This is a genomic window from Paenibacillus sp. RC73, assembly GCF_044908085.1.
Taxonomy (GTDB): domain Bacteria; phylum Bacillota; class Bacilli; order Paenibacillales; family Paenibacillaceae; genus Paenibacillus; species Paenibacillus terrae_A.
In genome coordinates this window covers 402,297-425,112 of the sequence record NZ_JBIYCV010000003.1, presented here as the reverse complement: position 1 = coordinate 425,112, position 22,816 = coordinate 402,297, and the positions used below count along the sequence as shown (strand labels likewise).

Sequence of the window (22,816 nt, the reverse complement as noted above, 5' to 3'; positions counted from 1 at the left end):
GATACAGCAAACGGGCAACCGCATCTAGCGGACAGCCATTAAGGAGATTGCATTCAATGCCGCCACGACGATGGTACTGCCGCCCTTGCGCCCAATGTTCGTAATGAACGGAATATCCAGCTTGCGCAGCTCGTCCTTCGATTCTGCCGCCGATACGAAACCGACTGGCATCCCGATAATCAGGCCGGGCTTGGCCGCTCCTTCTTTCACCAGACGAATCAGCTCCAGCAGCGCTGTCGGCGCATTACCAATCGCATAGATACCGCCTTCACCTGCCTGAATCGCTTTGCGCATCGAAATAATGGCGCGTGTCGTATTCAGTCTTTTTGCTTCTTCCATCACGTCCGGGTCCGAAATGTACACATGCACATCCCCGCCAAACTGACGGATACGATCCTTGCTGAGTCCCGCCTGAATCATTTGCACGTCAGCAACGACCTGCTGCCCTGCGCGAATAGCTGCAACCCCGGCTTCAATCGCTTTCGGATGAAACACCATGCTGCGGCCCAGCTCAAAATCAGCAGACGCGTGAATAACGCGCTGAACGACTGGATATTGCGCTTCTGTAAAAGGATGCTCTCCCAGTTCTTCCGTGATCATCTCGAAGCTTTTGCCCTCAATCTCCTGCGGCTGCACCGTCAGCGGTTTGAAATCTGTTTTAAAATCCATCGTTTCGACTACTCCTTTATGGAAAATTAGTTTATATACGCATTTTAAGATGACTATATTTTAAATACACGTCAGAAAAAGTTCTGGATTTATCGGATTGACTGGGTTGTTAATTACCCGGATCGATCAGATTCACAGGGTCATAGTTCAGATCGAAGGGTCCATTTTGGTTGTGCGCAGTGCGTCGATCACTCCGTCAAAATGATCAAATACGGTGCCAAATTCCACTTCCGGTCTGGAAATCAAAATGACATGAATACCCAGCTCCAGGGCAGATTGAACCTTCTCATCCACCGCTCCCGTGCGTCCGCTTTCCTTGGTCACCATCACCGTCGTGCCGAAGTGCCTGTACAATGCCTCGTTCATCTCGCGGGAAAAAGGTCCCTGCATGGCGATAATATTTTTTTGCTCCATGCCTAGCTCGCCGCATTTCTCCATATTGTCCAGACGCGGGAGCATACGTGCAACCAAACGAATCTCCGGGTCTTCGAGCAAATGCTTGGTGAACGTGCCGAGCGTCTTGCTGCCTGTCGTAAGCATTACTGAGCCTTTGAGCTGCTTCGCTTCCAATGCGGCTTCCTCATAGGAGGGTACGATGTGAAGCAGCGGATGATTGTCATACACCAGCCCTGCCCGCTCGTAGCGAACATAAGGAACCCCGGACTCGCGGGCGGCTGTCATAGCATTCGCATGTGCTTCTTCTGCAAAAGGATGACTGGCATCAACGATAGCCTGTACTCCCTGTTCCCGAACCACTGCTGCCATTTCATCGGCTGTCATTCGACCTGTACGTACGTCCAGCCCCACTTCGGACAGGCTCGCTGCCGCGCTTTCTGTTACGACGGAGGCCAATACTTTGAAGCCGTTGTCACGGATTTGCAGCGCCAGTTCCCGAGCATCGCTCGTTCCGCATAGCATGAATATCATGAGCCCTTCACCTGCCCGCTGCCAGAAATGCCGCTTCCGTTCACCACAGACGGCGTATGTGCATGATCGTGGTGGTGTTCATGATCATGGTCATCATGGCTGTGCGCATGTACATGCTCATGCTCGTGGTTGTGATCATGTGAGTGTTTCTCATGATGATGATCGTGTCCATGTGCATGGTGGTCATGGTCGTGATGATCATGATGGTGATCGTGATGATCGTGGTCATGTCCGTGATCGTGATCATGGTCGTGGTGATGATGGTGGTGCTCCTGCGCCTCCAGACGGAACTGGCAGTTATCGCAATTGGCCATCACCTTGCCAACCAAGCCTTCGTTGGCACGCTCCAGCACTAGCTCGACCAATTGTGGATGGAACCCAAAATATCCGCCCATTTCCACTTGTAATGCAGGATGAGACTCCGCAAATTCCTCCGTCATTTCTCCGATACGCTTAATCAGCACACCTGTGAACAGAAAGTATGGAAGCACGATGATTTTTTTGGCACCCAGACGCAGACAACGCTCCAAACCATCTGGAAAAGAAGGCTGAGTCACACCGATAAAGCTGCTCTCCACCCACGTATACGGGAGTTTTTCCCACAGCATACGGGTAATTTTGAAAAAGTCGCTATTCGCATCCGGATCGCTGCTTCCGCGTCCCAGCACCAGCACAGCCGTTTCTTCATCCGTCACCTCGGCAGAAGCCTCCACAGCGCTATCCATACCGGCTGGAACCGCAACCGGACGTGCCTCTTTCAAGCGACTTTGCAGAATACTGACAATTTTTTCGTGAACGCCAATCGGACGTCCATATACAAATTCCACCTGAGGATATTTAGCCTTCGCACGATCAATCGCCATCGGAATATCAATTTTGGCATGTCCCGCCGCGAACAGAATAATCGGAACAAGCACGACTCGCGTCGCCCCTTGTTCCACACATGCCTGCACACCCTCAGCAATGCTGGGCCGTGTCAACTCCAAAAAACAGGTTTCCACACACATATCCGGCACACGATCTGCCACCGCCTGTGCAAACTCCAGCAGCTCCCGGTTCCCCTCCGGGTCCCGACTTCCATGTCCAACCAACAATATTGCATTCACTGCTGTATTTTCCTCCTCATCAAAATAGGGATGACCTGCAAGACGCCCTATTTTATCTATATGCTTACATCCATAAAAACAGGCTTTCTAGCCCGTTAATCACCACAAACGGCATTCACTTCCACTATTGCAGGCGCATCTTCATGCCGAAAACCCGCTACCACGCCCACACGCTTGAAAAATTTATGAAAACGCTCGTTCGGATGCCCTTTTTCCTTATATTCAGCGATGACGTTCTCAACGATATCCGTAATCTGATCCCCCGGAATGCCCTCTGCCACAGGTTGAGCGGCATGAGCGTTGCGTCCGAATTTTTTGCCGCCGAGGAACAGATCGTATCCTCCCTTGCGGTACACAATCCCGATATCCTCCAGCACCGCTCCATAGCAGGCCATACCGCAGCCGTTCAAAGCAATGCTCGTTTCCTTGGGTGCCTGCAATCCGCCCAGTACAACCTGTAGATGCTCTGCCACAGGCACAGCGTCATCCTTCTCCATATTGCAGAAGTCGCACGCCTTCACCTTAAACACATCGCCAATCGGCATCACGATGAATCGTTCATCCCGCAGCCGCCCTACCAGCTCCTCCGGGTCCGCGCACGGCACGCGCAGCACGATCTGGTGATCCGGCGTGTACTCCAGCTCGCCTTCATCACCCGCTACCTCGGCGAGCAGCGCCATCTGGCGAGCGGTGAACTTCTTGTTTCCCACGCCGGGGGAAACGCCCACCTCAAACAACGCAGGCTTGCCAAAGCTGCCTGTCGCTGTTGCGGCCGTAGCCACCGCTCCGGCCACGGCTGCCGTTCCAGCGACGCTCACGGCGGGCGCTTGCCCGCTCCAGCGCGCGCTCGCTTCGCCCGGCAGCTTACCGCCCGCAGCGAGGCGGCTCAGCGCCTCCGCTGCCAGCGATGCCGGGACCGCCCCGGCTTGCGCCGCAGGCGCGGCCTGCACGGCAGCCACCGCTTGCGGGCGTGCCTGCGTGGCAACCGCCGCAGCAGCACCGCTCGCGGAAGGCGCGGTCCCGCCAGCTCCCGCAGGGGCTGGCACTGCGGGAGCTGCGCCTGCCTGCGACGCATTCAGCGGGCGTTCCTCTTGCGCGCCCAGCGACCACGGCTCCGCTTCCGTGCGAAGCCGCTGATGCGGCTTGAGCGCCTGCTCGGTCGCATCCAGCGTATACTTGCGCTGATACCCGCGCGGCGTCACGATCAGGCCGTCATACACCATTGTCGAGGAATTGCCGATAATGACGGTCGTCAGCATACCGATATCATGGTTCAGCATGTCCTCCAGCGTCGTCACTACGACTTGCTGACGGTCACGGTAAGCACTCTTGACCAACCCGACCGGAGTCTGCGGATCACGGTAGCGCAACAAAATGGACTGCGTCTCAACTATCTGGCGTGTACGCCGACCACTGCGCGGATTGTACAGTGCAATGACAAAATCTGCCGAAGCTGCCGCTTCTACACGTTTCACAATCGTTTCCCAAGGGGTCAAATGGTCACTCAGACTGATCGTGCATGCATCATGCATGACGGGCGCACCCAACAGCGAAGCACAGGACTGAATCGCCGATATTCCCGGCACGACTTCTACCTCAACCCCGTCCTCACGACGCCACCCCTTTTGCATCAGCACTTCGTACACTAACCCGGCCATGCCATATACGCCTGCGTCTCCACTGGAAATGACGGCTACCTTCTTGCCCATCTCCGCCTGTCGAACCGCCTCCTGCGCACGGCTCACTTCCTCTGTCATCCCTGTGCGCACAATCTCCTGTCCGTTCAACAACGGACGGATCAGATCCACATAGGTGTTGTAGCCGATAATGACCTCACTCTCGGCCAGCGCATCCAGCGCCCGTTTGGTGATATGTTCCATATCCCCCGGTCCGAATCCAATCACGAGCAATTTTCCTAATTGGCTCATCGTTATCCTCCTTCTTAAATCTAGGCTATGTTTTCCACACTTCTATCTATTTCACTTGTATATGGACATCCTGTAACTCAAAAAAACCCATCCTGCCCGGATGGGTTTCCTATGTACGCATCGTATCATCAGACGGACACAGCATAAGAAGACACTTCTTGTCTTCCGCCATCGTGTCGTTGCTTTCCATCTGCCTGTTCACGCTTGAAACGCTTCTGCACGTTCAGCTCCACGCAAACCTGTAAGCAACATGGAAAAAGCAGCGTGCGCCTGATTTCCTGATTTCGTACACCCATCCTCTCCGCGAAGGTTAACGGTGCATACAGATCAAGGTAGGTCTCCTGGCTCGGCATCAACAGATTTTTTCGTCTTCCCCGTTTTCTTACGAGTGACGTCTGAAAAAATCCTCTTCCTTACAGTGGCGGGACCGCTCGGGACTTGCACCCGATTCCCTGTTACCCTTCGTTCCATCGCAAAGGCACCTTGTCTGTCCGCTATTTGATTATGGGTCTTATCATAACCTTGGCTCAATCAGTTGCGCAAGCATGAAAAACGCTTTATTTCAAGTTCTCTGCCTTATTTTTTAACATATGCAACAATTCGTCCGGGTCCGCAGAGATACTCAGCAGCGTTGGGTGGTCAACTCCGGTAAATCCCTCGCGCACACTATGACGCACCATTTCCGCCAACGGGTCAAAATATCCGTTCACATTCAGCAGCCCGATGGGCTTGCGATGAATGCCGATTTGCGCCCAACACAGCACCTCGAACAGCTCCTCAAAGGTTCCCAAGCCACCCGGAAGGGCAATGAATGCGTCGGCCATTTCGCTCATCACCGCTTTGCGTTCGTGCATGCTCGCCACCTCAATAAATTCGCTAACTCCCCGGTGGATAATCTCTGCATCGAATAAGAGGGTCGGCATAATCCCGGTGACCTGACCGCCCCCTGTCAGCATCGCATTCGCGACCTCGCCCATCAGCCCCTTGCTGGAGCCTCCATAGATTAAACGGACATGATGTCTCGCCATAGCCTCTCCAAGCTTGCCTGCCTCCTGAAGATATACCGATGAATGTCCGGGTCTGGACCCGGCAAATACACAAATGGAATTCATAACGTCTCAGCTCCTATTCTGGTATCCCGCATCGAGGCTTTTTCATTATATTAAATAAATATTTTCGCTATAACAAAAACTTCTGTCGATGCATTTCCAACAAAAAAAAGATAAAGACCCTGTAGGCCCTTATCTTCATTTTACCCTTTATCGCAAGGATATGGGTTAGTTTTCAGTTCACAACTTCAAGACCGCAGCCGTGCACCGAGGCGCTATGCTCAAAATATCTTCCCAGCTCCACCATCATAGCGCCCATTCGTTCCTCCACCGGAAACACAATCCGTTCAATCCCTTCCTCCAAAATGGACTGCGCCGTCACCTTGCCTACCGACACAGCGATCACATCCTGGCGAAAAGCTTCCAGCACGTCTTCCATCTGCTTCTGGTCCCTCGCATATTGAGCCAAAAAGCGGATCTGTGGACCGCTGGTGAACGTAACAGCATCAACATTACGATTCACGATATCCGCCAGCAACGCTTGCAAATTCGCTTCCTCTGGTGGAATATGCTTATAAGGAAGCACCTGCCGGGTTACTGCCCCCTGCTCGTCCAGCCACTTCACCAGCCGTGGGGCCGGATCACCATGCAGCTGCAACAGCACTTCCTTCCCCTTCAGATCATACGGCGCAAAAGCACGCGTTAACCCGGTCAAGCTTCCATCCTCGTCTCGTACATCTGGCGTGAAGCCACGCTTTTTGAGTCCATTGACCGTCTTGTAGCCCCGCGCCGCAATATTTGAGCCTAGCAGCAGCTCCATAATCTGTTCCGCCACGCCCATATCCTCCGCCATATCGAACAGCGCGTCCAGCCCCATACCTGTCGTAAAAATGTTCCAGTCCGGCGGCCGCTTCACCCACGATACAACCGCATTGCGCAGCTCAATATCATCCAGAAAAACCGTGCCCTGGGCCGGACGCTGCACTGGCTCGCCTCCCATTTTTGCAACCAGCATTGCCATTTCGTCTGCTTTACGGGGACCGGCAAGAGCAACTCTCTTGCCTGCCATGCGTTGTGCCATCCTGTTCCCTCCCTTGTAGAAATCGAAGTCATAATCCTTTCTACCAAGTATACAATTAGAGGGCTGAAAGACAAATAAGAATTCTTTTTCCTATGAATACAGTAAACTTATAAGTTAGCTTGTTCTGTTCTGCTTGCCTGCTGGCTTTCTTGCTGGCTTTCTTGCTGGCTTGTGCTATCCTGCTTCTCTCCAGATGGCTTATGATATTCGTTATATTCTTCAGGCTTGGGTCGGAGCAGCAGCCATAGCACAAAAGGCATGAAGACAAAGAAAATAATCATCACCATCGTCCACTCCCGGCTAAAATCATAAATTTGGACGATATTAGAAAACAGCATAAAGGAACAGACATAACCCAACAAGCCTACGGGCCAAACCATCAGACTCCCCCGTGTATGGGCAAACATGCGCTTTACCGCCAAACTGGTAACGTACAGATCAACACCAATCTTTGTAAGCAGGGTTGGTACAGTCAGTGCAGCCACAAACAAGTCGAACCGATCCAGAAAGTCGGTTAACTGCAACTGACGCGCCAGTTCATACGATGGATAAAACAGCCGCGACAAGATAGGAACTCCAATAACCAGCTCCTCCAGCAGCACCATGATGATCATAAAAGCGGTTCCGGTCAAATGTCCTAGCCACGCGCTCCGGGGACCATAGCTTTTTCCCGAAATCACAAAAGGCAGCAGCATAATATCTGCCATATATCCGAGCATACGCCAGCTACCTTTGATAACTCCATTTACATCCGGGTGCAAAATCGGTCTCAGTGCCGAAAAATCCATATTACGCCCGAAAACAAGCGGCATCGTCAGCATCGTCAGAACCGACAACGGTACAAAAATCTCCGCCATATTCACAATCGTGCTTATACCGCCCTTAGCCATGAACGTTAAGGTCAGCAGCATAATAAGGGATATGACGACAATCGGAGTCAGCGGCAAAAGTACAATTCCCACCAGATCGGTAATAATTCTCAGATCTCGTGCAAAAATGATCAGGAATAAAATAATATAAAGCACAAGCAGCATACGCCCTAGCACGGGGTGAGAGCTGACTATGGCCTGTAGCAGATCCTGATCCGGAAAACGCCGCTTAAGCTTCAACATCGCCCAGATCGGTAAGCATATTACGATGGCAGCAATCGCACAGGTCCAATAGGCATGCTGATGCGCGTAATCTGCTGCCTGCGTCGGAGCATGCACAATGGTAATACTGACCTCCATCAACATACCAAGCAGCACGATTTGTCTGGTTGTGAATTGCTTCATACAGGTACATCCTCCTTTTGGCCGCAGGCATCCATTACATGCGTTGCAATGCAGCCGACGTATGTATATCAATGAACCGGATCATTTCCAAGTCTTGCTTCATTCTACTTCCCCCGTTCTTCTCCCATACGCTTGGGTCGTAGCACAGGCATAGCACTATGGCTGCAACCACGCAGGTCCAATAGGCATGTCGTTCTACGAACGCTGCCGCCTGTGAAGGAGCATGTAACAGGGTTATATTGGTCTCAAGCAACACACTGAGCAGTATGATTTGCCTGGTTGTGGACTGTTCCATGCACGAGATCCTCCTTTTTCCCCACAGGCATCTTGCTCTCTTTACAACACAGGAGGGATCCACATGTCAATGAAACGGCTTAGCCATGTGGCCACATATACGGAACTCTTTGTCGAGGTTCCGTAGATCCAGATACCAATGCTAATGACATACAATACGCGTGAGACCCAGCGATTGACTGCAGGTGCAGATTTCAGACTTTTGCGGTCAATCAGATACATGAACAGCGTAGCCAGCACCAAAGGCAACAAAAATACTTTATTCATTTTGGATGTCCTCCTTTTTGATCCCGAATGGTTTGGTGACCGCACCGATATTCTCAATATGCACGATCGGATTTATGGTGACCTCCACCTTGGGATACAATTGCTCCCATCGAGGTTTAATCCGTTTCCATTCATCTGGACGACTCATAATGATAGCCCGGCCAAAGCCAAGTATGTCTGAATGATATTTTTGCTGAATAACCCGGACAGCCTCACCCAGCTCTTTCTTGATCTCTTCGGCAACCTGCTGCTCCAGCCACTTCAAATTTTCCCCATTGGATATATCGAAAGTAGTCTCATCCTCTCTTACATTCCCGTTGCAGTTCAGACGAATGGTCATTCGAATATCATCCCCCTGAATATGAGGCTTGATATGGACGTTATTTTCGATGAGATGAACGGATATATAACCAGCACCTTTAGGAGGGGGGATGAATATCTCCGTATCCTTAGCCTGCTCCATACCCAATAGCAGAAACCGGCTTAGATGGTTATCTATAATCCCCGTTACCCTGTCTTTGCGAAATACAGCCAGCCCATCCACCTGAATATTCGTCTTCTTGTCCTTTATGTTGGCGGGACCATTTTTTACGAGAGACATCACTGGCACAGCCGGGTCAATACCATCCATCAGGATTGAATTCATCAGCAATTTAATGGAGCGAGGTTTTTTCATATATGAGTAATTAAGCTCACGCACCATCTCTGCTGGATATTGCTCAATCGGGGCATCCGCCTGAAGCACTTCCAGCGTCGAGCCCTTCGTTATGACGACCAGCGAAGACAGACGGTTCTGCGGAATACGCGCCAGCACATCCATCATTTTGCTGATCCCCTCACGTGCCAGTGCCTCGCCGAATAATAGCACCCGCCGATGGGAATAATTCAGCGTTCGTGAAACCCCTCGCTGTTCCTCAGTGCTTGCTCCCCGGAAGCTTGGACCTATCTTGGACTCCAGATAATAGGATTTCGTTCCACTAGTACCTCCACCGCCTCCTGTGCTTCCCGAAGATCCGAGTTGTCCGGGAAGAGCAATTTGCATCGTTACACGGTATTGATCCCCTTCCTTATCCAACCCGGTCCCCATTACAAAGGCTACATCGTTCACTTCACGGCGATCCCAGCATCCACCCAAAAGAACAGAACAAAGCAGCAAACAGCTGAGCACAGCCGCTTTACGTACTTTCCCTGCATCAGACTCTTTGGGCTTCTTCATTACCATCCCTCCTCGGTTGTGGGCGATCCATTCATGTTTCCCTTCGCTCGTTTGTTGTTACCTTTTCCAATCCAGGAAGGACGTTTGGTCATTTTCCACCATGGCGCACGAACGACGATATCCTTTTGGTCCATGTGATTGTATGGGCTATACCCGCTCATGTAAGGCACACCAAACGACGTTAGCTTGGTTAAATGTGTAGCGAGCAGTGTGGTCGCGATAATGATTCCAAACAGCCCGAACACACCTGCCATCAGCATAATCGGGAACCGTAACATGCGGACCGTAATAGCAAAGTTAAAACGCGGAATAGTAAACGACGCAATACCTGTGAGCGACACGATAATAACCACCGGTGCCGACACAATTCCCGCCTGTACAGAGGCTTGACCGATAACAAGTGCACCGAGGATACTGACAGCCTGGCCGACCGTTTTGGGGAGACGAATCCCCGCTTCCCGTAATGCCTCAAAGGAAATCTCCATAATCAATGCTTCCACCAAGGCGGGGAAAGGGATAGATTCACGCGCCGCCGCAATGCTCAGGATGAGCGTCGTCGGCAGCATATCATGATGATAGGTCGTGACCGCTACATATAATGCAGGTAAAAAGAGGGCTAATATGAGAAAAAGAAACCGAATCCAGCGCACCATGTTACTGATGAAAAAACGCTCGTAATAGTCTTCGCTCGCTTGCATCATCTGCCACATCGTGACTGGCCCAATCAGGGCAAAGGGCGTACCGTCCACAAAAATGGCAAAACGTCCTTCCAGCAATTGCGCGGTAACCGTATCCGGACGTTCCGTGTATTCCATTTCCGGAAACGGTGAAAACGGGTGATCCTCAATCAGTTCCTCAATGTATCCTGTCTCCAGCACACCATCTATTTCGATATCGCTAAGCCTTTTTTTTACATCCTCCACCAGCTTCGGATCTATGATGCCCTCAATATAGGTAAGTACAACACCTGTTTGGGTTTCTGTTCCCATGGTCATGCTGTGCATCTTGAGCTTGGGGGTCTTCAGCTTGAATCGCAGCAAAGCGGTATTTACACGAAGGGTCTCGGTAAATCCTTCACGCGGCCCACGAATAACCGCCTCGGTCTGAGGCTCCTCCACGCCACGGCGGACGCCTCCCTTAGCACTGAAGATATACGCACGAGACTTACCGTCTACGAACAAGGCGGCATTGCCGTCCAGTATCGCCGCCGAGACCATTTTCCATTGATCCATCGTTTTGGTCTGGGACATGGAAATCCGAGTTTCATCCAGCGGATCTAATGTTCCGTTTACCTCGGGGTCGTTAAGCATCATGCCCAAAATGAAAGGTCGCAGGATATGATCCTGCAAATCCTCCGATTTCACCGTGCCTTCAATATAAGCCAACATCCCTTTGCGTTCAGGGGAAATCATCAGCTCTCGATAGACGATATCAGAGCAATCCTTGAAAATATCACGCAAAGCAGTCAAATTGTCTTCCAGACTGCTCCGTAACGGCTGTTCCAGCCATGATGGTTCAGGCAGTCCTTTAAGAGCATCGTAATTTCGTGTCTTGCGATCTGCAGCCGGAATCGTGCGCCGGCTCCACGGTAATCTCGGCAGCTTGGGAAAGTGAACTTTCTTCATCGTTATCCCCCTCTACGAATGGCCGATCAGGTATATGACATGTAGGATGTACCAGCCTGCGCAGGATTATGTATCCAACAGTCTCAGCATGTTGAATAGATGACAAAAAGACCCTGCAATCATGCAGAGTCTCCGAAAACATCATTATAAAAATGGTGATTAATCTCCCCAATATTCGTCAGGATGGTACTCAATCTCAGAACCAGCTTCGAACGTAAGCTCCCCTGTCTGATCATTATATTTCACGCTTTCCGGGTTAACGTAATACCAATGCTTCACAATGGCTCCGTCCTCTGGCGTTACAAAACGGAATACATTCAGTTCCCTGCTATAACGCACAATCTCCACCGCTGCCTCACGCGGCAGCTCTTGAAGCGTGAAGCGAAACACGCCGTCCGCCGATTCCAAACGGCAATCCAAAGTCTGCTTGCGGCTGTCAGCAAAGCTGCGACCCGTGACGGCATGCTTGATCAGCCATGTTTCCTGCTGCGCCATTGCGCGCACCTCCTTTTAGGGCAAATCAATCAGCATATAAAAGACAGGCTCCTGTGCCTCCAGCGACAGCTTCGGCTCCTGCTCAATGCGGGCCGAATCGCGCCCGTTCAGCATATGTTCACCGTTCACACGCAGTGAGCCTTCGATAACAAACAAGAACACGCGTCGCCCCTCGGACTGTGTGAATTCCACACGCTCTCCGGTCTGAAGCTTGCTTAAATAAATCGTCAAATCCTGATTAATCGCAGCTATTTCGCCATCCGTGCCCGGAACACGCTTCCCGGCAACAACAGGCAGAAGCTGACCATGCAAACGATCCGGGTTGAACGCAGTAGCTTCATACGACGGTTCCAGTCCTCTCGTAAGCGGGCTAAACCACAATTGCAGCAGACTGACATCCTCTGTTTGCGAAGCGTTGTGCTCCGTATGGATGATCCCGTGGCCTGCGGACATCCGCTGGATACCTCCAAAATTCGTCACCGCCACATGTCCACGGTTGTCCTCATGACGCAGCTCGCCGTACAGCACAATAGAGACAATCTCCATATCACTATGCGGATGCGCCCCAAAGCCTCGTCCCGGTGCGATCACGTCGTCATTACAGACACGCATGGGACCAAACTCTGTATTGTTATCATCCTGATATTCCGCGAATGAAAAGCTGTGACTGCCCCGCAGCCATCCCTTATCGAAGCTGAATCGGGAAGCAGCCGGATATATTGTGAACATAGTAGCCCTCCTTCAGGAAGAAAAATGAGATCAAATCTTTTTCATTGTACCTGAGCCCCAACGATAAAGCTATGCCCCCGTCTGGGCGATAATTTCATCCATAAAAGACTGCAAGGTACTGGTCACATAGGCTTCCTTACGACGGATAAATACCGTTGTCACTTCGTTGTACGGCTCAGGCATTGCATGACAATGCACCAGACCCCGGGCAGCCAGCCCGCTGATCGAGGATTCAGGAAAAACCGTCATTCCAATGCCAGCCGCCACACTGCCGATAATCGTCTCGAATGTTCCAAACTCCATAATCTGCTTGGGAATAATGCCCTCCATCTTGAGCCAGGTTTCCAGCCGCCCACGGTAGCCGCAGCCTTTTTTATATAAAAGGAGCGGACGGGTCGTTACATCCTCAACGGAAAAGTCATCTCCTTGGGAAACAAGGACCAGCTTTTCCTGAAACACATCCAACTGTTCAATGAGGGGATGCTTCACCGGTCCGGTAACAAAGGCACCATCCAGCCTCATCTCCGCAACCTCCTGTACCAGGTGCTCCGTAACCCCTGCCTTGAGGGACAGCTCGACATCCGGGTACTTGCTATAGTAAGCATGTAAAATCGCCGGGAGAGCGATCACTGTCTCCACGATTCCTATCTCCAACACCCCCGAGGGCGCTGAGGTACTCTGAAACGCATGTTTCATTTCCTCGAATTGCGACAAAATGCTTTTCGTATATTGCAACAGACGCTTGCCCTCCGCGTTGAGGATCATGCCCCGCTTATGTCTATAAAATAAAGGCGTTTGCAGCTCCTTTTCCAGTAGCTTGATTCTGGCCGTTACATTGGACTGGACATAGCTAAGCTCGGCTGCCGCCTTGCTGACACTGCCATGAGCAGCCACCGTCTGGAAAATGTTTAAGTCGTTCAGATCCACTACTGCTCCCCCTTATCGTGAAGGACAAGGCCATCAAAATTGACGTACCTTGTCACTTATTATCATTTTAAATGATGATAACGTTTATTTTCAATCATTTTACCAACAGCTCCCTATCCATTATGATGTGTCTAAGATATGTCCGCTGCGGCCGGCAAGGAGGAGCTTTCTTTCACCATGAATAGACAAATCATGACCGGATCTTTATTGTGCCTGATCGCCAGTATGTCCTGGGGGGCCATGTTTCCGGTTTCGCACATTGCATTGCAACAAGTCAATCCGCTGTACTTTTCATTTTTACGTTATTTTTCGGTTACGCTCATACTGATCGTGCTATTGTGGCTCAAAGAGGGACGTGCTGCTTTTCGCTTTGAGGGCAAGGGCAAGACATTGCTGTTCTTTGGTACGATGGGATTTACCATTTATAATATGGCCGTTTTCCAGGGACAGCACGCGATGGGTGCAGCAGGTACCATTGTAGCTTCTATTATGGAAGTGCTGATGCCGATGATTTCGATTGCGATGATATGGGTCATGACCCGTAAAATGCCGCCAAAATACACACTGATCAGTATGATGATCGCACTGGCTGGAGCTGTACTCGTGATTACAAACGGAAAATGGACCTTTTTCACACTCGCCGGACAGCATTTGCTGCCGCTGCTGCTCATTTTCGCAGGGGTGATTGGGTGGGTCGTGTATTCCATGGGAGGCAGCCATTTTGCAGGGTGGTCCACTCTTCGATACTCTACCTTAACCTGCCTGCTCGGAACTCTGGTTTCCTTTGTAGTCGTCACAACCGCCTCCGCCTTCAACTGGGTTGCGGTACCAGACTGGCAGCATGTATGGTCGGTCAAATATGAAATGAGCTTTATGATCCTGCTTCCGGGGCTGGCAGCCTTGCTGAGCTGGAATGCCGGAATCCGAATGCTGTCACCACTGAACGGAATTTTGTTTATTAACTTTGTACCGATTACCACACTGGTGCTTATGTATTTCCAAGGCTATACCATCAGCCATTTTGAACTGTACGGGACATTGCTGGTCATTTTCGCGCTGCTGCTCAACAATATGGTTCAGAGAAGTTCTCTACGCACTTCCGACAGTCCGCGCCGCATGCGTTTTCGGCTGGATCGTCGCAAGTCATTCCAAAGATAATTTTTGTACCTACGACAAAGAAGTTGTGGCAAAATGCATGTAAAAAAAAGCGCCCGGACATGAGATAAACTCATGTATCCGGGCGCTTTTATCGTTTTATTGATCTTTTCCTTCTACTTGGAAACGTCCGACCAGTTCGCGCAGTTCCTCTGCCATTTGGCTTAGGTCCGCTGAGGAAGAAGCAATTTCCTCAATAGAAGCGAGCTGCTGCTCAGCGGCGGCTGAGATCGACTCCGTGTTGCCCGCTGCCTCGTTCGAAATATGGGAAATATCGCTCATAATACTCACGACACCTGACGCACCCCGAGCCATTTCCTGTGTCACTCCGGTAATGTCATTGATATGCTCCATCGCTCGTTCCACGGCATGGCTAATTTCTGCAAAGGATTGCTCCGACGTGCTTACCGAATCAATTCCTTCCGTAACTCGTGTCCGTGCTTGGTGCATAGCTGTCAAAGCATGGTTCATATCCACCTGCATCGCATCAATACGCTGCGAAATCAAGGTAGCCGATTTGGCCGATTCCTCGGCCAGCTTACGTACCTCTGTCGCAACCACAGCAAACCCTTTACCATGATCCCCGGCGCGTGCCGCCTCAATGGACGCGTTTAGTGCCAGCAGATTCGTCTGTTTAGCAATTCCGGATATAACGCTGATAATATTCACAATTTCACCGGAGCGCTCGCTAAGAGAATCCATCGCCTGTCCCAGATCATTAACCGTCTCGTCGATGTCATGCATCTTCTGTACAGCTTGCGTAGCTGCCTTGCTGCCCTCTTGAGCTGACTCGGCATTTCGCTTCACATTCTCAGATACGCCCATCATTCGCTCGGATACATTCTCAGCCTGCCGGGCAAGCTCCTCCATACGCCCGGAGCCATATTTTACACTCTGAACCTGACGTTCGCTGCCTACGGCTACATCCTGAATAGCAATGGTGACATGCTCGATGGCTTTGGTCGTCTGATCTGCACCCGCAGCCAGCTCCTCTGCCGAGGAACCTACCCGATCTGTTGTTTCGTGTACGCTTCGAATCATCGTACGTAAACTGTCCACCATCGTTTGAAAATGGGAAGATAACTCGCCAACCTCATCTGTTTTTCCGGTTTCCAGATCTCCCGTCAAATCTCCTTCACTGATTCGCTCTGCCGATTTTTGCAGCCTGCGGATCGGCACCAGAACCGAACGGGTGATCAGGAAAATCGCAACAAGCGCAATCACCAACGAGGCTGCCAGCACGAAAATAGTTACGTAACGCATGGCAGCGGTGGCATCGCTAATTTCAGATTGATGGAAGGTTCCTGCAATTTTCCAGCCGGTATCCTCATTCGTTACATAGGTCAAATATTTCTCATGATTATCATGCACGTAGTTAAAGTTTCCGCTCGACGCAGTGTACATCGTATTAATAAAGCTTTCCTGAGAAGATGTACCCGGTTTAGCCGTAGGATGGACCACAAATTTTTTCGTATGGTCCATAATGACGATATACCCTTCCTGCCCCACTTTGATGGAAGCCAGCTTACGTACACTTTCCAGATTCAGAGAGATTCCGAGAACACCGGACTGGTCGGAGAGCGTTTGAGATACCACGACAACAGGAATACCCGAAGAATTGATGATGACAGGGGTGATCATCACCTTATCGGGCTGCTTCATCGCTTCGATGTACCATGGTCGTTTGCGGGGATCAAATGTACCTTCGTTCTCCTTGGGTACGCCGCGAATCATCAAGCCCTCTGTTGTACCGACAAAAATATCGTTCGCATCTTCGTGTAAGCCTTTGTATTGGATCAGCTCAGGCTGAATCAACGGACTATTTCGACCGTCAATCATCGATCTGTCGAGGCGCTCCGCCAAATAACTCGCATCTTTAATTTTACTGGCGATTGCATATTCAATAATTGAGTTGGCCGTCGCTACCCCCTGATTTGCACTGCTGTAGAGCTGTTTCTCCATAGCATTAAATGATGATTTATAGGTCGCGATAGATATACTTAAGCTTGGTAACAACAAAACAAGTAAAAATCCTAAAATCAGCTTGTTCCTGAGTGTCCAAATGGTTTTTCTCTTTCGCATTTTTTCCATGTGTTTTTCCCCTTTACTTGAAAAGCTATGTTTTTGAAATTACACTCGATGGAAGTTATATCGGTTAAATAAAGCAAATGATTTACATCCAATTTTCATAAATGAGCAAAATAAAAAAACCGCGCCCTGAGACTAAGGACGCGGTTATATGATCATTTAGACCTGTACGTTACTGCTTTCATGCTTTTTACGGCTGAACAACTGATCCAGCGAAAGAAAACGTGCGCCAACCAACGCTTGCTGGAGACTGGCGAACAGAACCAGAAGATCAAATTCAATCGAGCCAAAGGGCTGTCCTTTTTTAGCAGTCAGCAATACACCGATCATAACGATGGTCAATGCTGCCCCGGCGAGTCGTGTCCCAATGCCCAGGACAAGCGCAATACCGCCAACTAGCTCAACTGTAGCGACCACAGGAGCCAACCATCCAGGAAGTCCGATACTTTGGAAGAAACCTGAGGTACCGTCTAATCCCTGAAATTTTTGTGAACCGTGAACAATAAAAATAACCCCTGTAAAGATTCGTACCAACAGTAATCCAATATTCGTAAGTGTTTGATTCATATGCTCATCTCCTCTTAATTTGTGTACAGATTAGGTAATCAACACTACAAAATGTAGTGTATTATGCATCAATAATCGGTAGCGCATAAAGCGCCACCCATTAGGATATATCTTGCCAAACTACATTAACGCCAGGGCAAACATAAGCGTCAGCATCACTAGCACATAGCTGGATAACATAATCGAACGCCAGGGCAATTGGATTACCGGCTCTTGCTGAGGGTCTAGAATACGTGAGATCCGATAATTAATGGACGTTTCTGCAAAAGAGGAACAAGCGGCGGAATTCACCAGATGGGCATTCGCGGGCGTCATTCTCAGCAGTTTGAGCAATGCACTTCCAATTCCCATTGGTGAACCTGTGCGTTTAATTGCTTCATTGTCAGCCAAAATTTCACGGGCTATCTTATAATGGTTGGTAATATGACGCAGCACCGGCAAGTAGAACAGCAATGTGGCGCACATTTGCAGCAACCATGTCTTTAATGGATCATAATGCTTCATATGATACGCTTCATGGTATATGACAGCCTCTTCCTCGTACTTGTCCAGTAGGGACAGCAATGCGGAGGATAATACAATGCGAGGCTTCCATAATCCCATGGTGAAAGCGGCAGGCTTGGCATAATCAATGACCCAAATCCGGTCGGCTCCCAGTTCACGATATCGTTCACCCAGTGCCTCCGTCAGCGGCAGGTCACGCATCCGGCGCAGTCTGCGGAAAGCCGCCCTTGTGGCCATACACTGCCGTATCGCTTCTACCCCGGCAATCCCAAAGGTGAGAAAGACGAGTCCACTGAGGGCATCCACCATGTAGCCAATTCCATAGTTCTGCAACAGACTTCTACAAATCTGAAACACGTTAAAATCCAATTTCCAGCCGAAAATATGCTGCCCGGCGTACATACCCATCTGTATAAGGGCGAAACCCGAAATAAAGGCGCCTGCTGTAAACAGTAATTTAGAACGTGTTTTCCACATCGTCTATATATCCTTTTTCCATTGTTTAATTTTTTGTTCCAGACGTTCGATCAGCATAGGATCGGCCACCTCCAGAGCATCAATCATATGATTTACAGCGAGTGGACCGAATTCATCCACCAGTTCGTGGCTTAACTCCTTGGACTGTTCATCCCTGAATTCTTCCCTGCTCAAAACCGGTCGATACAAAGACGTTCTCCCGCGTATACTCTTACTCAGTATTCCCTTTTCCACCAGACGGTTCATCACGGTCATCACCGTATTGAAATTAAAGTCCCGATCCCCCTCCAACGCGGTCTGCACTTCTTTGATGCTCCGATCCGAAGTGGACCATAAAATATCCATAATTTTGGCTTCCAGAGGTCCGAAAAATCGGTTGAGTCCGGTTTCGCCAGTTTTAAAATTCAGTCGTTTCATAAGAAGCACCTCACACTACCGATTGTAGTGTATATATCCTGATAAAGTCAACCGTCACACCTAATGTCAGTTTCTTCAAAGGGATTTATATACATCCGCCGAATGTCTCCATCCGGCGGCAATTCATAGCCTGATCAGCTTCAGTTCAATCCGCCAATCTGTAGCCTACACCTCTTACCGTTGCAATATATTCAGGCTCCGCAGGCCGGTCGCCCAGCTTCTTGCGCAAGCTTTTAACATGCACATCCACGACATTGCTGCCGCCTACAAAATCCGTCTCCCAGATATCATGCATCATCTGCTCCCGAGAAATGACTTTGCCTTGAGCATCAATCAGCTTCAACAACAAATCATATTCCGTTTTGGTCAGATTTAATTGATTCTCTTCTTTATATACTAACATTTTATCACGGTCAATCCAGATGTCCTTGAACACCGTACGACGGCTGCCTTGCGTTGCCTGACGGGAAGCTGCCGGATGACGTACAATCATCCGTTCAATGTCATGTACCATATGATTAGAAGCCAGCGGCCATACCAGCACCTCTTCCGAAGGAAGCAGCTCATGCGCACGAACAGCCATCCGATCCTGAATCACATACATAACGGGTGTATCTTTCATCTGTTCCGCCTCAAGACGATTACGGATATCCAGTAATTCACTCCGTGTATCGGTAGCGGTCAAATCGTAAATCAGCAGATCGCTTCCCAAATGACGTTGTACTTCAGGCTCCCAGCGATGGAACACCATCACATCAAAGCACGCGTCTGACAACGTACGTACCAAACCATGAACGACACCCGGAACCGAGCTGATCAGAACGATGCGGCGTGTAGTCGGGCAGTACAACGGCTCATTGGAAGGAACCGTCTGTAACGCAGGGGCAGAGGGAGCGGATAACATCGTTGTCCAGTTACCCTTCACCCGTTTAGGCATCTCGGCTGCTGTGAAACGATTCGTTATTTGATTCGCTTGCTTTGGCATTCCTTACACACTCCTCCGAATACGACATGGGCATGGGCGATGGTATATCCCGTTTCATGTGCAACCGTCTCGATCCAATCATGTGGAACCTCGCTCATCACTTCATCTACCCGTCCACATACCTGACAAATAATATGCTGATGATCATCCATTCGTCCATCATAACGACTGGCAGCTTCCCCTAGCTTCAACTCGCGGATCAATTCCTTATCTGTTAAATAACGTAGCGAATTATATACCGTTCCATAGGCAAGATTATATCCGCGCTCCATCAACCGGTTCATAACATCGGCTGCGGTAGGATGATCGTGGGCCTCACGAACCACATCATATACCGCTTGGCGCTGCGAAGTTAAATTTAAAGTTCTCATACCGCATCTCCCTTAACGATCGCAGATTATATTTATTCTCAACTTATAATTACAATAATAAATCAATTTAGAATAAGTATAAATCCTAATTCATTTCAAGTCAATGGGATCGGATAAATTGAGCCACTTTGCAACACAATGTATACAAGATATACGTTCAGCTCATACACACGGGGAGGATATTTTATGAAAATACTCTGGATATTCACACTCTTTATGGTACTCATGCTCGGAACCAATCTGCTGGTGAACTGGCTATTTGGTATTCATAATCCTTGGGATTCTATTTCATTGGCTTTTGGCACCCTGCGACCATCCGAATATATCGTCTTGGCAGGAATGCTGCTGTTGCTCTTTGTTACCGTGGGCAAAAAGCAAATTGGATACGCACTTCAATTCCTTTTCTCACGATGGTCACGTTTTCTGAGAGTTCCCTCTTCTAACTCTGCTTCTTCGCACAAGAGCCATCAGAAAAAGCAGAATGGGGAAAATGTAAACAAATAATGGATGAATATAAATTAGGGACTGCCGTCCAAATTCAAAATGCTCGCTCAGGCTCGATGTTCCTATCTGGGACCACAGTAAAACAAGGATACCGCAGGGAAGCAGCGTTTTTCGGTAGGGTAAACCAAATATATCGGATATCCCCACCGCGGATGCATAGAAGAACAAAGCCACTTTAAAAAAGTCCCCGATCAGTACAGACATCAGTATAATGACATCGGGACGCTGGACGTATTCCGAAAGCTGGACATTCGCAAACGTGCTTAATAATGGAAAGATAGAACGCTCCGTTATATCCGTACCCAGCACGGTTACATTTAATATGGCGACTTCAACTAAAACGATACCCGCAGCTATAATGCCCACATAACCTGCTCTGGTCATCTGTGAAGGCTTATGTACACAAGGGATAAACATCATGAAACAGATCATTTCACCGTAAGGAAAAGGCAAACGTTCTCTAATTACTGAGCTGAGTACAGGCTTAAAGCCCTGACTCATTACAGGCCTCAGCTCTTCCAGATGAATGCTGCCCGATAAGATTAATAGTGTAGTTCCCCAGAAAATGACGAGTAACACCACCGAAAGAAAGATCTGTCCAGTGCGGGCCAACACTTCAAATCCGAGCCAGAGAACATAAATCACACATATTACCATCAGAAAGGCAACGACCATACTTGGTGTTTTTTCCAGTATGGAGACACGGACCAGCTCAGTCTCATCGCGTAGATTTCTACTGGTTAAATACAGAAAAAACAGAATGTACAGTATCCCCACTGCTGTTCCACTCGTATTCCCGAGCAATTTACGGGCATAGGTGGTCAACGTTTGGCCGGGAAACATTTCTGCTGTGTAGGTATACATTCGAAACAATACGATCCCGACACCCATAGCGATGAGCTGGGCAATCCATGTATCCCGTTCATATTCATTATCCAAATTGATAATGACCGCATTTCCCAGCAGAAAATGGAACATAAGAATGAGCATTTGCCCGGTACTGACCAGCCTTACGTGTCCAAGACCATGATTCACGAAGCATTCTCCTTCCTTGTTGTGTTTTCGGTCTTCTTAAACCAGGACACCATTAGCAACAGGAGCGGGAAAAATACAGAAAATATAGGGAATATGTATTTCAACACGAAATCGCCTATTTTAATATGCTCCTGATAGCTTTGAGCCATCAGTACCGAAGATATGAGCATAATTATTCCGAATGGCAGCAGCAACTTGCGGCTAGAAGTGTTAAATACGTCTTCTGCTGCCTTTATCGCCGCATAATAGAAAATAAAGATCTTAAAAAAATCAAAGATAATAACGGTCATGACCCCAATAACATCCACCCTGTCGATGAAATCCGATATTTCCACCTTGCTGATCGTGGATAGTATCGGGTACGTGGCCCGCTGGAACACGTCCTCTCCGAGTGAAAGTACGTTTACCAGCGCAACTATGGTCAGGATGATGCCCCCCAGCAGCACAGCGGAAACACCAACGCCGTTGGCACGATAGTCTTTCTTTAATGTGGGAAGAATCATCGTAAAGGTAACCATCTCACCAAACGGCAGCATCAAGGCCTGTGAATAAATCACCCGCCATATCGGCTGCCAGCCATGCTGGGCAATAGGCAGCAGATTCCCCCAGTCCACAATGCCGGACAACACGAGCATTACATTCGTTGCGAGCCCCAGTACCAGCATAAAGACCAGCAGCCAAATCGCTGTTCGCCCCGCCACTTCAAGCCCTAAATGCATCACGTACATCACAAGCGCGATCATCAGAGCACTGATGATGATTAACGGTGTATGCGGGAGTGTCCGATCGGCAATCAGTGTCCCCGTATCTCGAAGATCACGTGCCCCACCGTACATAAAAAAAACAATATACAAAAAAGCAATCACGCCTCCTGCCTTTCTGCCCATGATAACTTTGCTGTATTGCGTCATAAGCAAATTGGGGTAGCGTCTGTGAAGGCTGCCGTAGCACAGAAAAAGCAGGGCCCCAAGCCCTGTAGCGATGAGGATAGCCAGCCATGCATCCTTGCCCGCATCCCTTCCAGGAATGGACATCATAGACGTTCCCAATTCAAATAGAATCATGAGGGAAATTATCTCTATCGCATCTATTTGTATTTTTTTCATCGCCTTGCCTCCTCCCCCTG

General features: G+C 49.4%; 25 protein-coding genes and 1 riboswitch. Of the genes, 2 read left to right on the top strand and 23 right to left on the bottom strand.

The annotated features are described in order from the left end of the window. Positions 1-24: 24 nt before the first annotated feature. From ABH897_RS08800 to ABH897_RS08730, 15 genes are all read right to left on the bottom strand, one after another. Positions 25-669, bottom strand: a complete 645-nt coding sequence (locus ABH897_RS08800) for a precorrin-8X methylmutase (protein ID WP_014278561.1) — start codon at positions 667-669, stop codon at positions 25-27. 147 nt (positions 670-816) lie between these two features. Then, on the bottom strand, positions 817-1,596 hold the full coding sequence (gene cobK / locus ABH897_RS08795; protein WP_283653666.1) for a precorrin-6A reductase: 780 nt from the start codon (positions 1,594-1,596) through the stop codon (positions 817-819). Beyond that, complete coding sequence (locus ABH897_RS08790) at positions 1,593-2,702, bottom strand: sirohydrochlorin chelatase (RefSeq protein WP_404519387.1); 1,110 nt, start codon at positions 2,700-2,702, stop codon at positions 1,593-1,595. Before ABH897_RS08790 ends, cobK begins: the two co-directional genes overlap by 4 nt. A gap of 95 nt (positions 2,703-2,797) precedes the next feature. After that, positions 2,798-4,630 carry a precorrin-3B C(17)-methyltransferase gene (gene cobJ, locus ABH897_RS08785; protein WP_283653668.1) on the bottom strand — a complete coding sequence of 611 codons (1,833 nt, stop codon included), beginning with the start codon at positions 4,628-4,630 and terminating at the stop codon, positions 2,798-2,800. A 128-nt stretch (positions 4,631-4,758) separates the two neighbouring features. Beyond that, positions 4,759-4,983 (bottom strand): hypothetical protein, encoded by a 225-nt coding sequence (locus tag ABH897_RS08780; RefSeq protein ID WP_404591639.1) that lies wholly within the window; start codon positions 4,981-4,983, stop codon positions 4,759-4,761. Beyond that, a riboswitch (cobalamin riboswitch) is annotated at positions 4,945-5,130 on the bottom strand. It overlaps the preceding gene by 39 nt. A 57-nt stretch (positions 5,131-5,187) precedes the next feature. Then, positions 5,188-5,742 carry an LOG family protein gene (locus ABH897_RS08775; protein ID WP_283653669.1) on the bottom strand — a complete coding sequence of 185 codons (555 nt, stop codon included), beginning with the start codon at positions 5,740-5,742 and terminating at the stop codon, positions 5,188-5,190. A gap of 172 nt (positions 5,743-5,914) precedes the next feature. After that, a complete protein-coding gene (locus ABH897_RS08770) occupies positions 5,915-6,760 on the bottom strand; it encodes a uroporphyrinogen-III synthase (protein ID WP_283653670.1) in 846 nt (281 codons plus the stop codon). A 107-nt stretch (positions 6,761-6,867) separates the two neighbouring features. Continuing rightward, entirely contained in the window at positions 6,868-8,034 is a 1,167-nt protein-coding gene (locus ABH897_RS08765; RefSeq protein ID WP_404591638.1) for a GerAB/ArcD/ProY family transporter, read from the bottom strand. A gap of 34 nt (positions 8,035-8,068) precedes the next feature. Continuing rightward, positions 8,069-8,329, bottom strand: coding sequence for a hypothetical protein (locus tag ABH897_RS08760; protein ID WP_404591636.1), 261 nt, complete (start codon positions 8,327-8,329; stop codon positions 8,069-8,071). Between the two features lie 41 nt (positions 8,330-8,370). Next, complete coding sequence (locus tag ABH897_RS08755) at positions 8,371-8,595, bottom strand: hypothetical protein (RefSeq protein WP_044644384.1); 225 nt, start codon at positions 8,593-8,595, stop codon at positions 8,371-8,373. Next, positions 8,588-9,817 carry a Ger(x)C family spore germination protein gene (locus ABH897_RS08750; RefSeq protein WP_349361884.1) on the bottom strand — a complete coding sequence of 410 codons (1,230 nt, stop codon included), beginning with the start codon at positions 9,815-9,817 and terminating at the stop codon, positions 8,588-8,590. Before ABH897_RS08750 ends, ABH897_RS08755 begins: the two co-directional genes overlap by 8 nt. Further along, the gene (locus ABH897_RS08745) at positions 9,811-11,436 is read right to left on the bottom strand and encodes a spore germination protein (RefSeq protein WP_283653674.1); all 1,626 of its coding nucleotides are present in this window, start codon (positions 11,434-11,436) and stop codon (positions 9,811-9,813) included. Before ABH897_RS08745 ends, ABH897_RS08750 begins: the two co-directional genes overlap by 7 nt. 159 nt (positions 11,437-11,595) lie before the next feature. Beyond that, on the bottom strand, positions 11,596-11,931 hold the full coding sequence (locus ABH897_RS08740; protein WP_283653675.1) for a hypothetical protein: 336 nt from the start codon (positions 11,929-11,931) through the stop codon (positions 11,596-11,598). Between the two features lie 15 nt (positions 11,932-11,946). Beyond that, entirely contained in the window at positions 11,947-12,660 is a 714-nt protein-coding gene (locus ABH897_RS08735) for a pirin family protein (protein WP_283653676.1), read from the bottom strand. Positions 12,661-12,729: 69 nt separating this feature from the next. Continuing rightward, positions 12,730-13,587: a LysR family transcriptional regulator gene (locus ABH897_RS08730; RefSeq protein ID WP_283653677.1), complete on the bottom strand. Its 858-nt coding sequence runs from the start codon at positions 13,585-13,587 to the stop codon at positions 12,730-12,732. Positions 13,588-13,764: 177 nt separating this feature from the next. Here ABH897_RS08730 and ABH897_RS08725 point away from each other — a divergent pair, with 177 nt between their 5' ends. Continuing rightward, positions 13,765-14,745, top strand: coding sequence for a DMT family transporter (locus ABH897_RS08725; protein WP_283653678.1), 981 nt, complete (start codon positions 13,765-13,767; stop codon positions 14,743-14,745). Between the two features lie 96 nt (positions 14,746-14,841). Here the strand turns inward: ABH897_RS08725 and ABH897_RS08720 are convergent, their stop codons facing one another. From ABH897_RS08720 to ABH897_RS08695, 6 genes are all read right to left on the bottom strand, one after another. After that, complete coding sequence (locus ABH897_RS08720) at positions 14,842-16,833, bottom strand: methyl-accepting chemotaxis protein (RefSeq protein WP_404591634.1); 1,992 nt, start codon at positions 16,831-16,833, stop codon at positions 14,842-14,844. Between the two features lie 156 nt (positions 16,834-16,989). Next, the gene (locus ABH897_RS08715; protein ID WP_044644376.1) at positions 16,990-17,397 is read right to left on the bottom strand and encodes a DoxX family protein; all 408 of its coding nucleotides are present in this window, start codon (positions 17,395-17,397) and stop codon (positions 16,990-16,992) included. A gap of 120 nt (positions 17,398-17,517) precedes the next feature. Beyond that, entirely contained in the window at positions 17,518-18,378 is an 861-nt protein-coding gene (locus ABH897_RS08710; protein WP_283653681.1) for a M56 family metallopeptidase, read from the bottom strand. 3 nt (positions 18,379-18,381) lie between these two features. After that, the gene (locus ABH897_RS08705) at positions 18,382-18,795 is read right to left on the bottom strand and encodes a BlaI/MecI/CopY family transcriptional regulator (protein ID WP_014278583.1); all 414 of its coding nucleotides are present in this window, start codon (positions 18,793-18,795) and stop codon (positions 18,382-18,384) included. A 145-nt stretch (positions 18,796-18,940) separates the two neighbouring features. Further along, positions 18,941-19,780 (bottom strand): winged helix-turn-helix transcriptional regulator, encoded by an 840-nt coding sequence (locus ABH897_RS08700; protein WP_283653682.1) that lies wholly within the window; start codon positions 19,778-19,780, stop codon positions 18,941-18,943. Continuing rightward, complete coding sequence (locus ABH897_RS08695) at positions 19,756-20,151, bottom strand: Fur family transcriptional regulator (protein ID WP_044644373.1); 396 nt, start codon at positions 20,149-20,151, stop codon at positions 19,756-19,758. The genes ABH897_RS08700 and ABH897_RS08695 overlap by 25 nt, the downstream gene beginning before the upstream one ends. Before the next feature lie 138 nt (positions 20,152-20,289). On the opposite strand from ABH897_RS08695, the gene ABH897_RS27550 reads away from it, so the two are divergent. Next, complete coding sequence (locus ABH897_RS27550) at positions 20,290-20,655, top strand: YczF family membrane protein (protein WP_483874918.1); 366 nt, start codon at positions 20,290-20,292, stop codon at positions 20,653-20,655. Here the strand turns inward: ABH897_RS27550 and ABH897_RS08690 are convergent. Both ABH897_RS08690 and ABH897_RS08685 read right to left on the bottom strand, forming a co-directional pair. Then, complete coding sequence (locus ABH897_RS08690; RefSeq protein ID WP_283653684.1) at positions 20,566-21,690, bottom strand: GerAB/ArcD/ProY family transporter; 1,125 nt, start codon at positions 21,688-21,690, stop codon at positions 20,566-20,568. The genes ABH897_RS27550 and ABH897_RS08690 overlap by 90 nt on opposite strands. Continuing rightward, positions 21,687-22,796 (bottom strand): GerAB/ArcD/ProY family transporter, encoded by a 1,110-nt coding sequence (locus ABH897_RS08685; protein WP_404519377.1) that lies wholly within the window; start codon positions 22,794-22,796, stop codon positions 21,687-21,689. Before ABH897_RS08685 ends, ABH897_RS08690 begins: the two co-directional genes overlap by 4 nt. Positions 22,797-22,816 lie beyond the last annotated feature (20 nt).

Excerpts from the sequence above, each read along its gene's own strand:
- ABH897_RS08725 (WP_283653678.1), top strand. The coding sequence starts at position 13,765 with ATGAATAGACAAATCATGACCGGATCTTTATTGTGCCTGATCGCCAGT.
- ABH897_RS08750 (WP_349361884.1), bottom strand. The coding sequence starts at position 9,817 with ATGGTAATGAAGAAGCCCAAAGAGTCTGATGCAGGGAAAGTACGTAAA.
- cobK (WP_283653666.1), bottom strand. The coding sequence starts at position 1,596 with ATGATATTCATGCTATGCGGAACGAGCGATGCTCGGGAACTGGCGCTG.
- ABH897_RS08740 (WP_283653675.1), bottom strand. The coding sequence starts at position 11,931 with ATGGCGCAGCAGGAAACATGGCTGATCAAGCATGCCGTCACGGGTCGC.
- ABH897_RS08720 (WP_404591634.1), bottom strand. The coding sequence starts at position 16,833 with ATGGAAAAAATGCGAAAGAGAAAAACCATTTGGACACTCAGGAACAAG.
- ABH897_RS08780 (WP_404591639.1), bottom strand. The coding sequence starts at position 4,983 with ATGCCGAGCCAGGAGACCTACCTTGATCTGTATGCACCGTTAACCTTC.
- ABH897_RS08770 (WP_283653670.1), bottom strand. The coding sequence starts at position 6,760 with ATGGCACAACGCATGGCAGGCAAGAGAGTTGCTCTTGCCGGTCCCCGT.
- ABH897_RS08775 (WP_283653669.1), bottom strand. The coding sequence starts at position 5,742 with ATGAATTCCATTTGTGTATTTGCCGGGTCCAGACCCGGACATTCATCG.
- ABH897_RS08710 (WP_283653681.1), bottom strand. The coding sequence starts at position 18,378 with ATGTGGAAAACACGTTCTAAATTACTGTTTACAGCAGGCGCCTTTATT.
- ABH897_RS08755 (WP_044644384.1), bottom strand. The coding sequence starts at position 8,595 with ATGAATAAAGTATTTTTGTTGCCTTTGGTGCTGGCTACGCTGTTCATG.
- ABH897_RS08685 (WP_404519377.1), bottom strand. The coding sequence starts at position 22,796 with ATGAAAAAAATACAAATAGATGCGATAGAGATAATTTCCCTCATGATT.
- ABH897_RS08745 (WP_283653674.1), bottom strand. The coding sequence starts at position 11,436 with ATGAAGAAAGTTCACTTTCCCAAGCTGCCGAGATTACCGTGGAGCCGG.
- cobJ (WP_283653668.1), bottom strand. The coding sequence starts at position 4,630 with ATGAGCCAATTAGGAAAATTGCTCGTGATTGGATTCGGACCGGGGGAT.
- ABH897_RS08760 (WP_404591636.1), bottom strand. The coding sequence starts at position 8,329 with ATGGAACAGTCCACAACCAGGCAAATCATACTGCTCAGTGTGTTGCTT.
- ABH897_RS08765 (WP_404591638.1), bottom strand. The coding sequence starts at position 8,034 with ATGAAGCAATTCACAACCAGACAAATCGTGCTGCTTGGTATGTTGATG.
- ABH897_RS08800 (WP_014278561.1), bottom strand. The coding sequence starts at position 669 with ATGGATTTTAAAACAGATTTCAAACCGCTGACGGTGCAGCCGCAGGAG.
- ABH897_RS08705 (WP_014278583.1), bottom strand. The coding sequence starts at position 18,795 with ATGAAACGACTGAATTTTAAAACTGGCGAAACCGGACTCAACCGATTT.
- ABH897_RS08695 (WP_044644373.1), bottom strand. The coding sequence starts at position 20,151 with ATGAGAACTTTAAATTTAACTTCGCAGCGCCAAGCGGTATATGATGTG.
- ABH897_RS27550 (WP_483874918.1), top strand. The coding sequence starts at position 20,290 with ATGTATACAAGATATACGTTCAGCTCATACACACGGGGAGGATATTTT.
- ABH897_RS08715 (WP_044644376.1), bottom strand. The coding sequence starts at position 17,397 with ATGAATCAAACACTTACGAATATTGGATTACTGTTGGTACGAATCTTT.
- ABH897_RS08735 (WP_283653676.1), bottom strand. The coding sequence starts at position 12,660 with ATGTTCACAATATATCCGGCTGCTTCCCGATTCAGCTTCGATAAGGGA.
- ABH897_RS08700 (WP_283653682.1), bottom strand. The coding sequence starts at position 19,780 with ATGCCAAAGCAAGCGAATCAAATAACGAATCGTTTCACAGCAGCCGAG.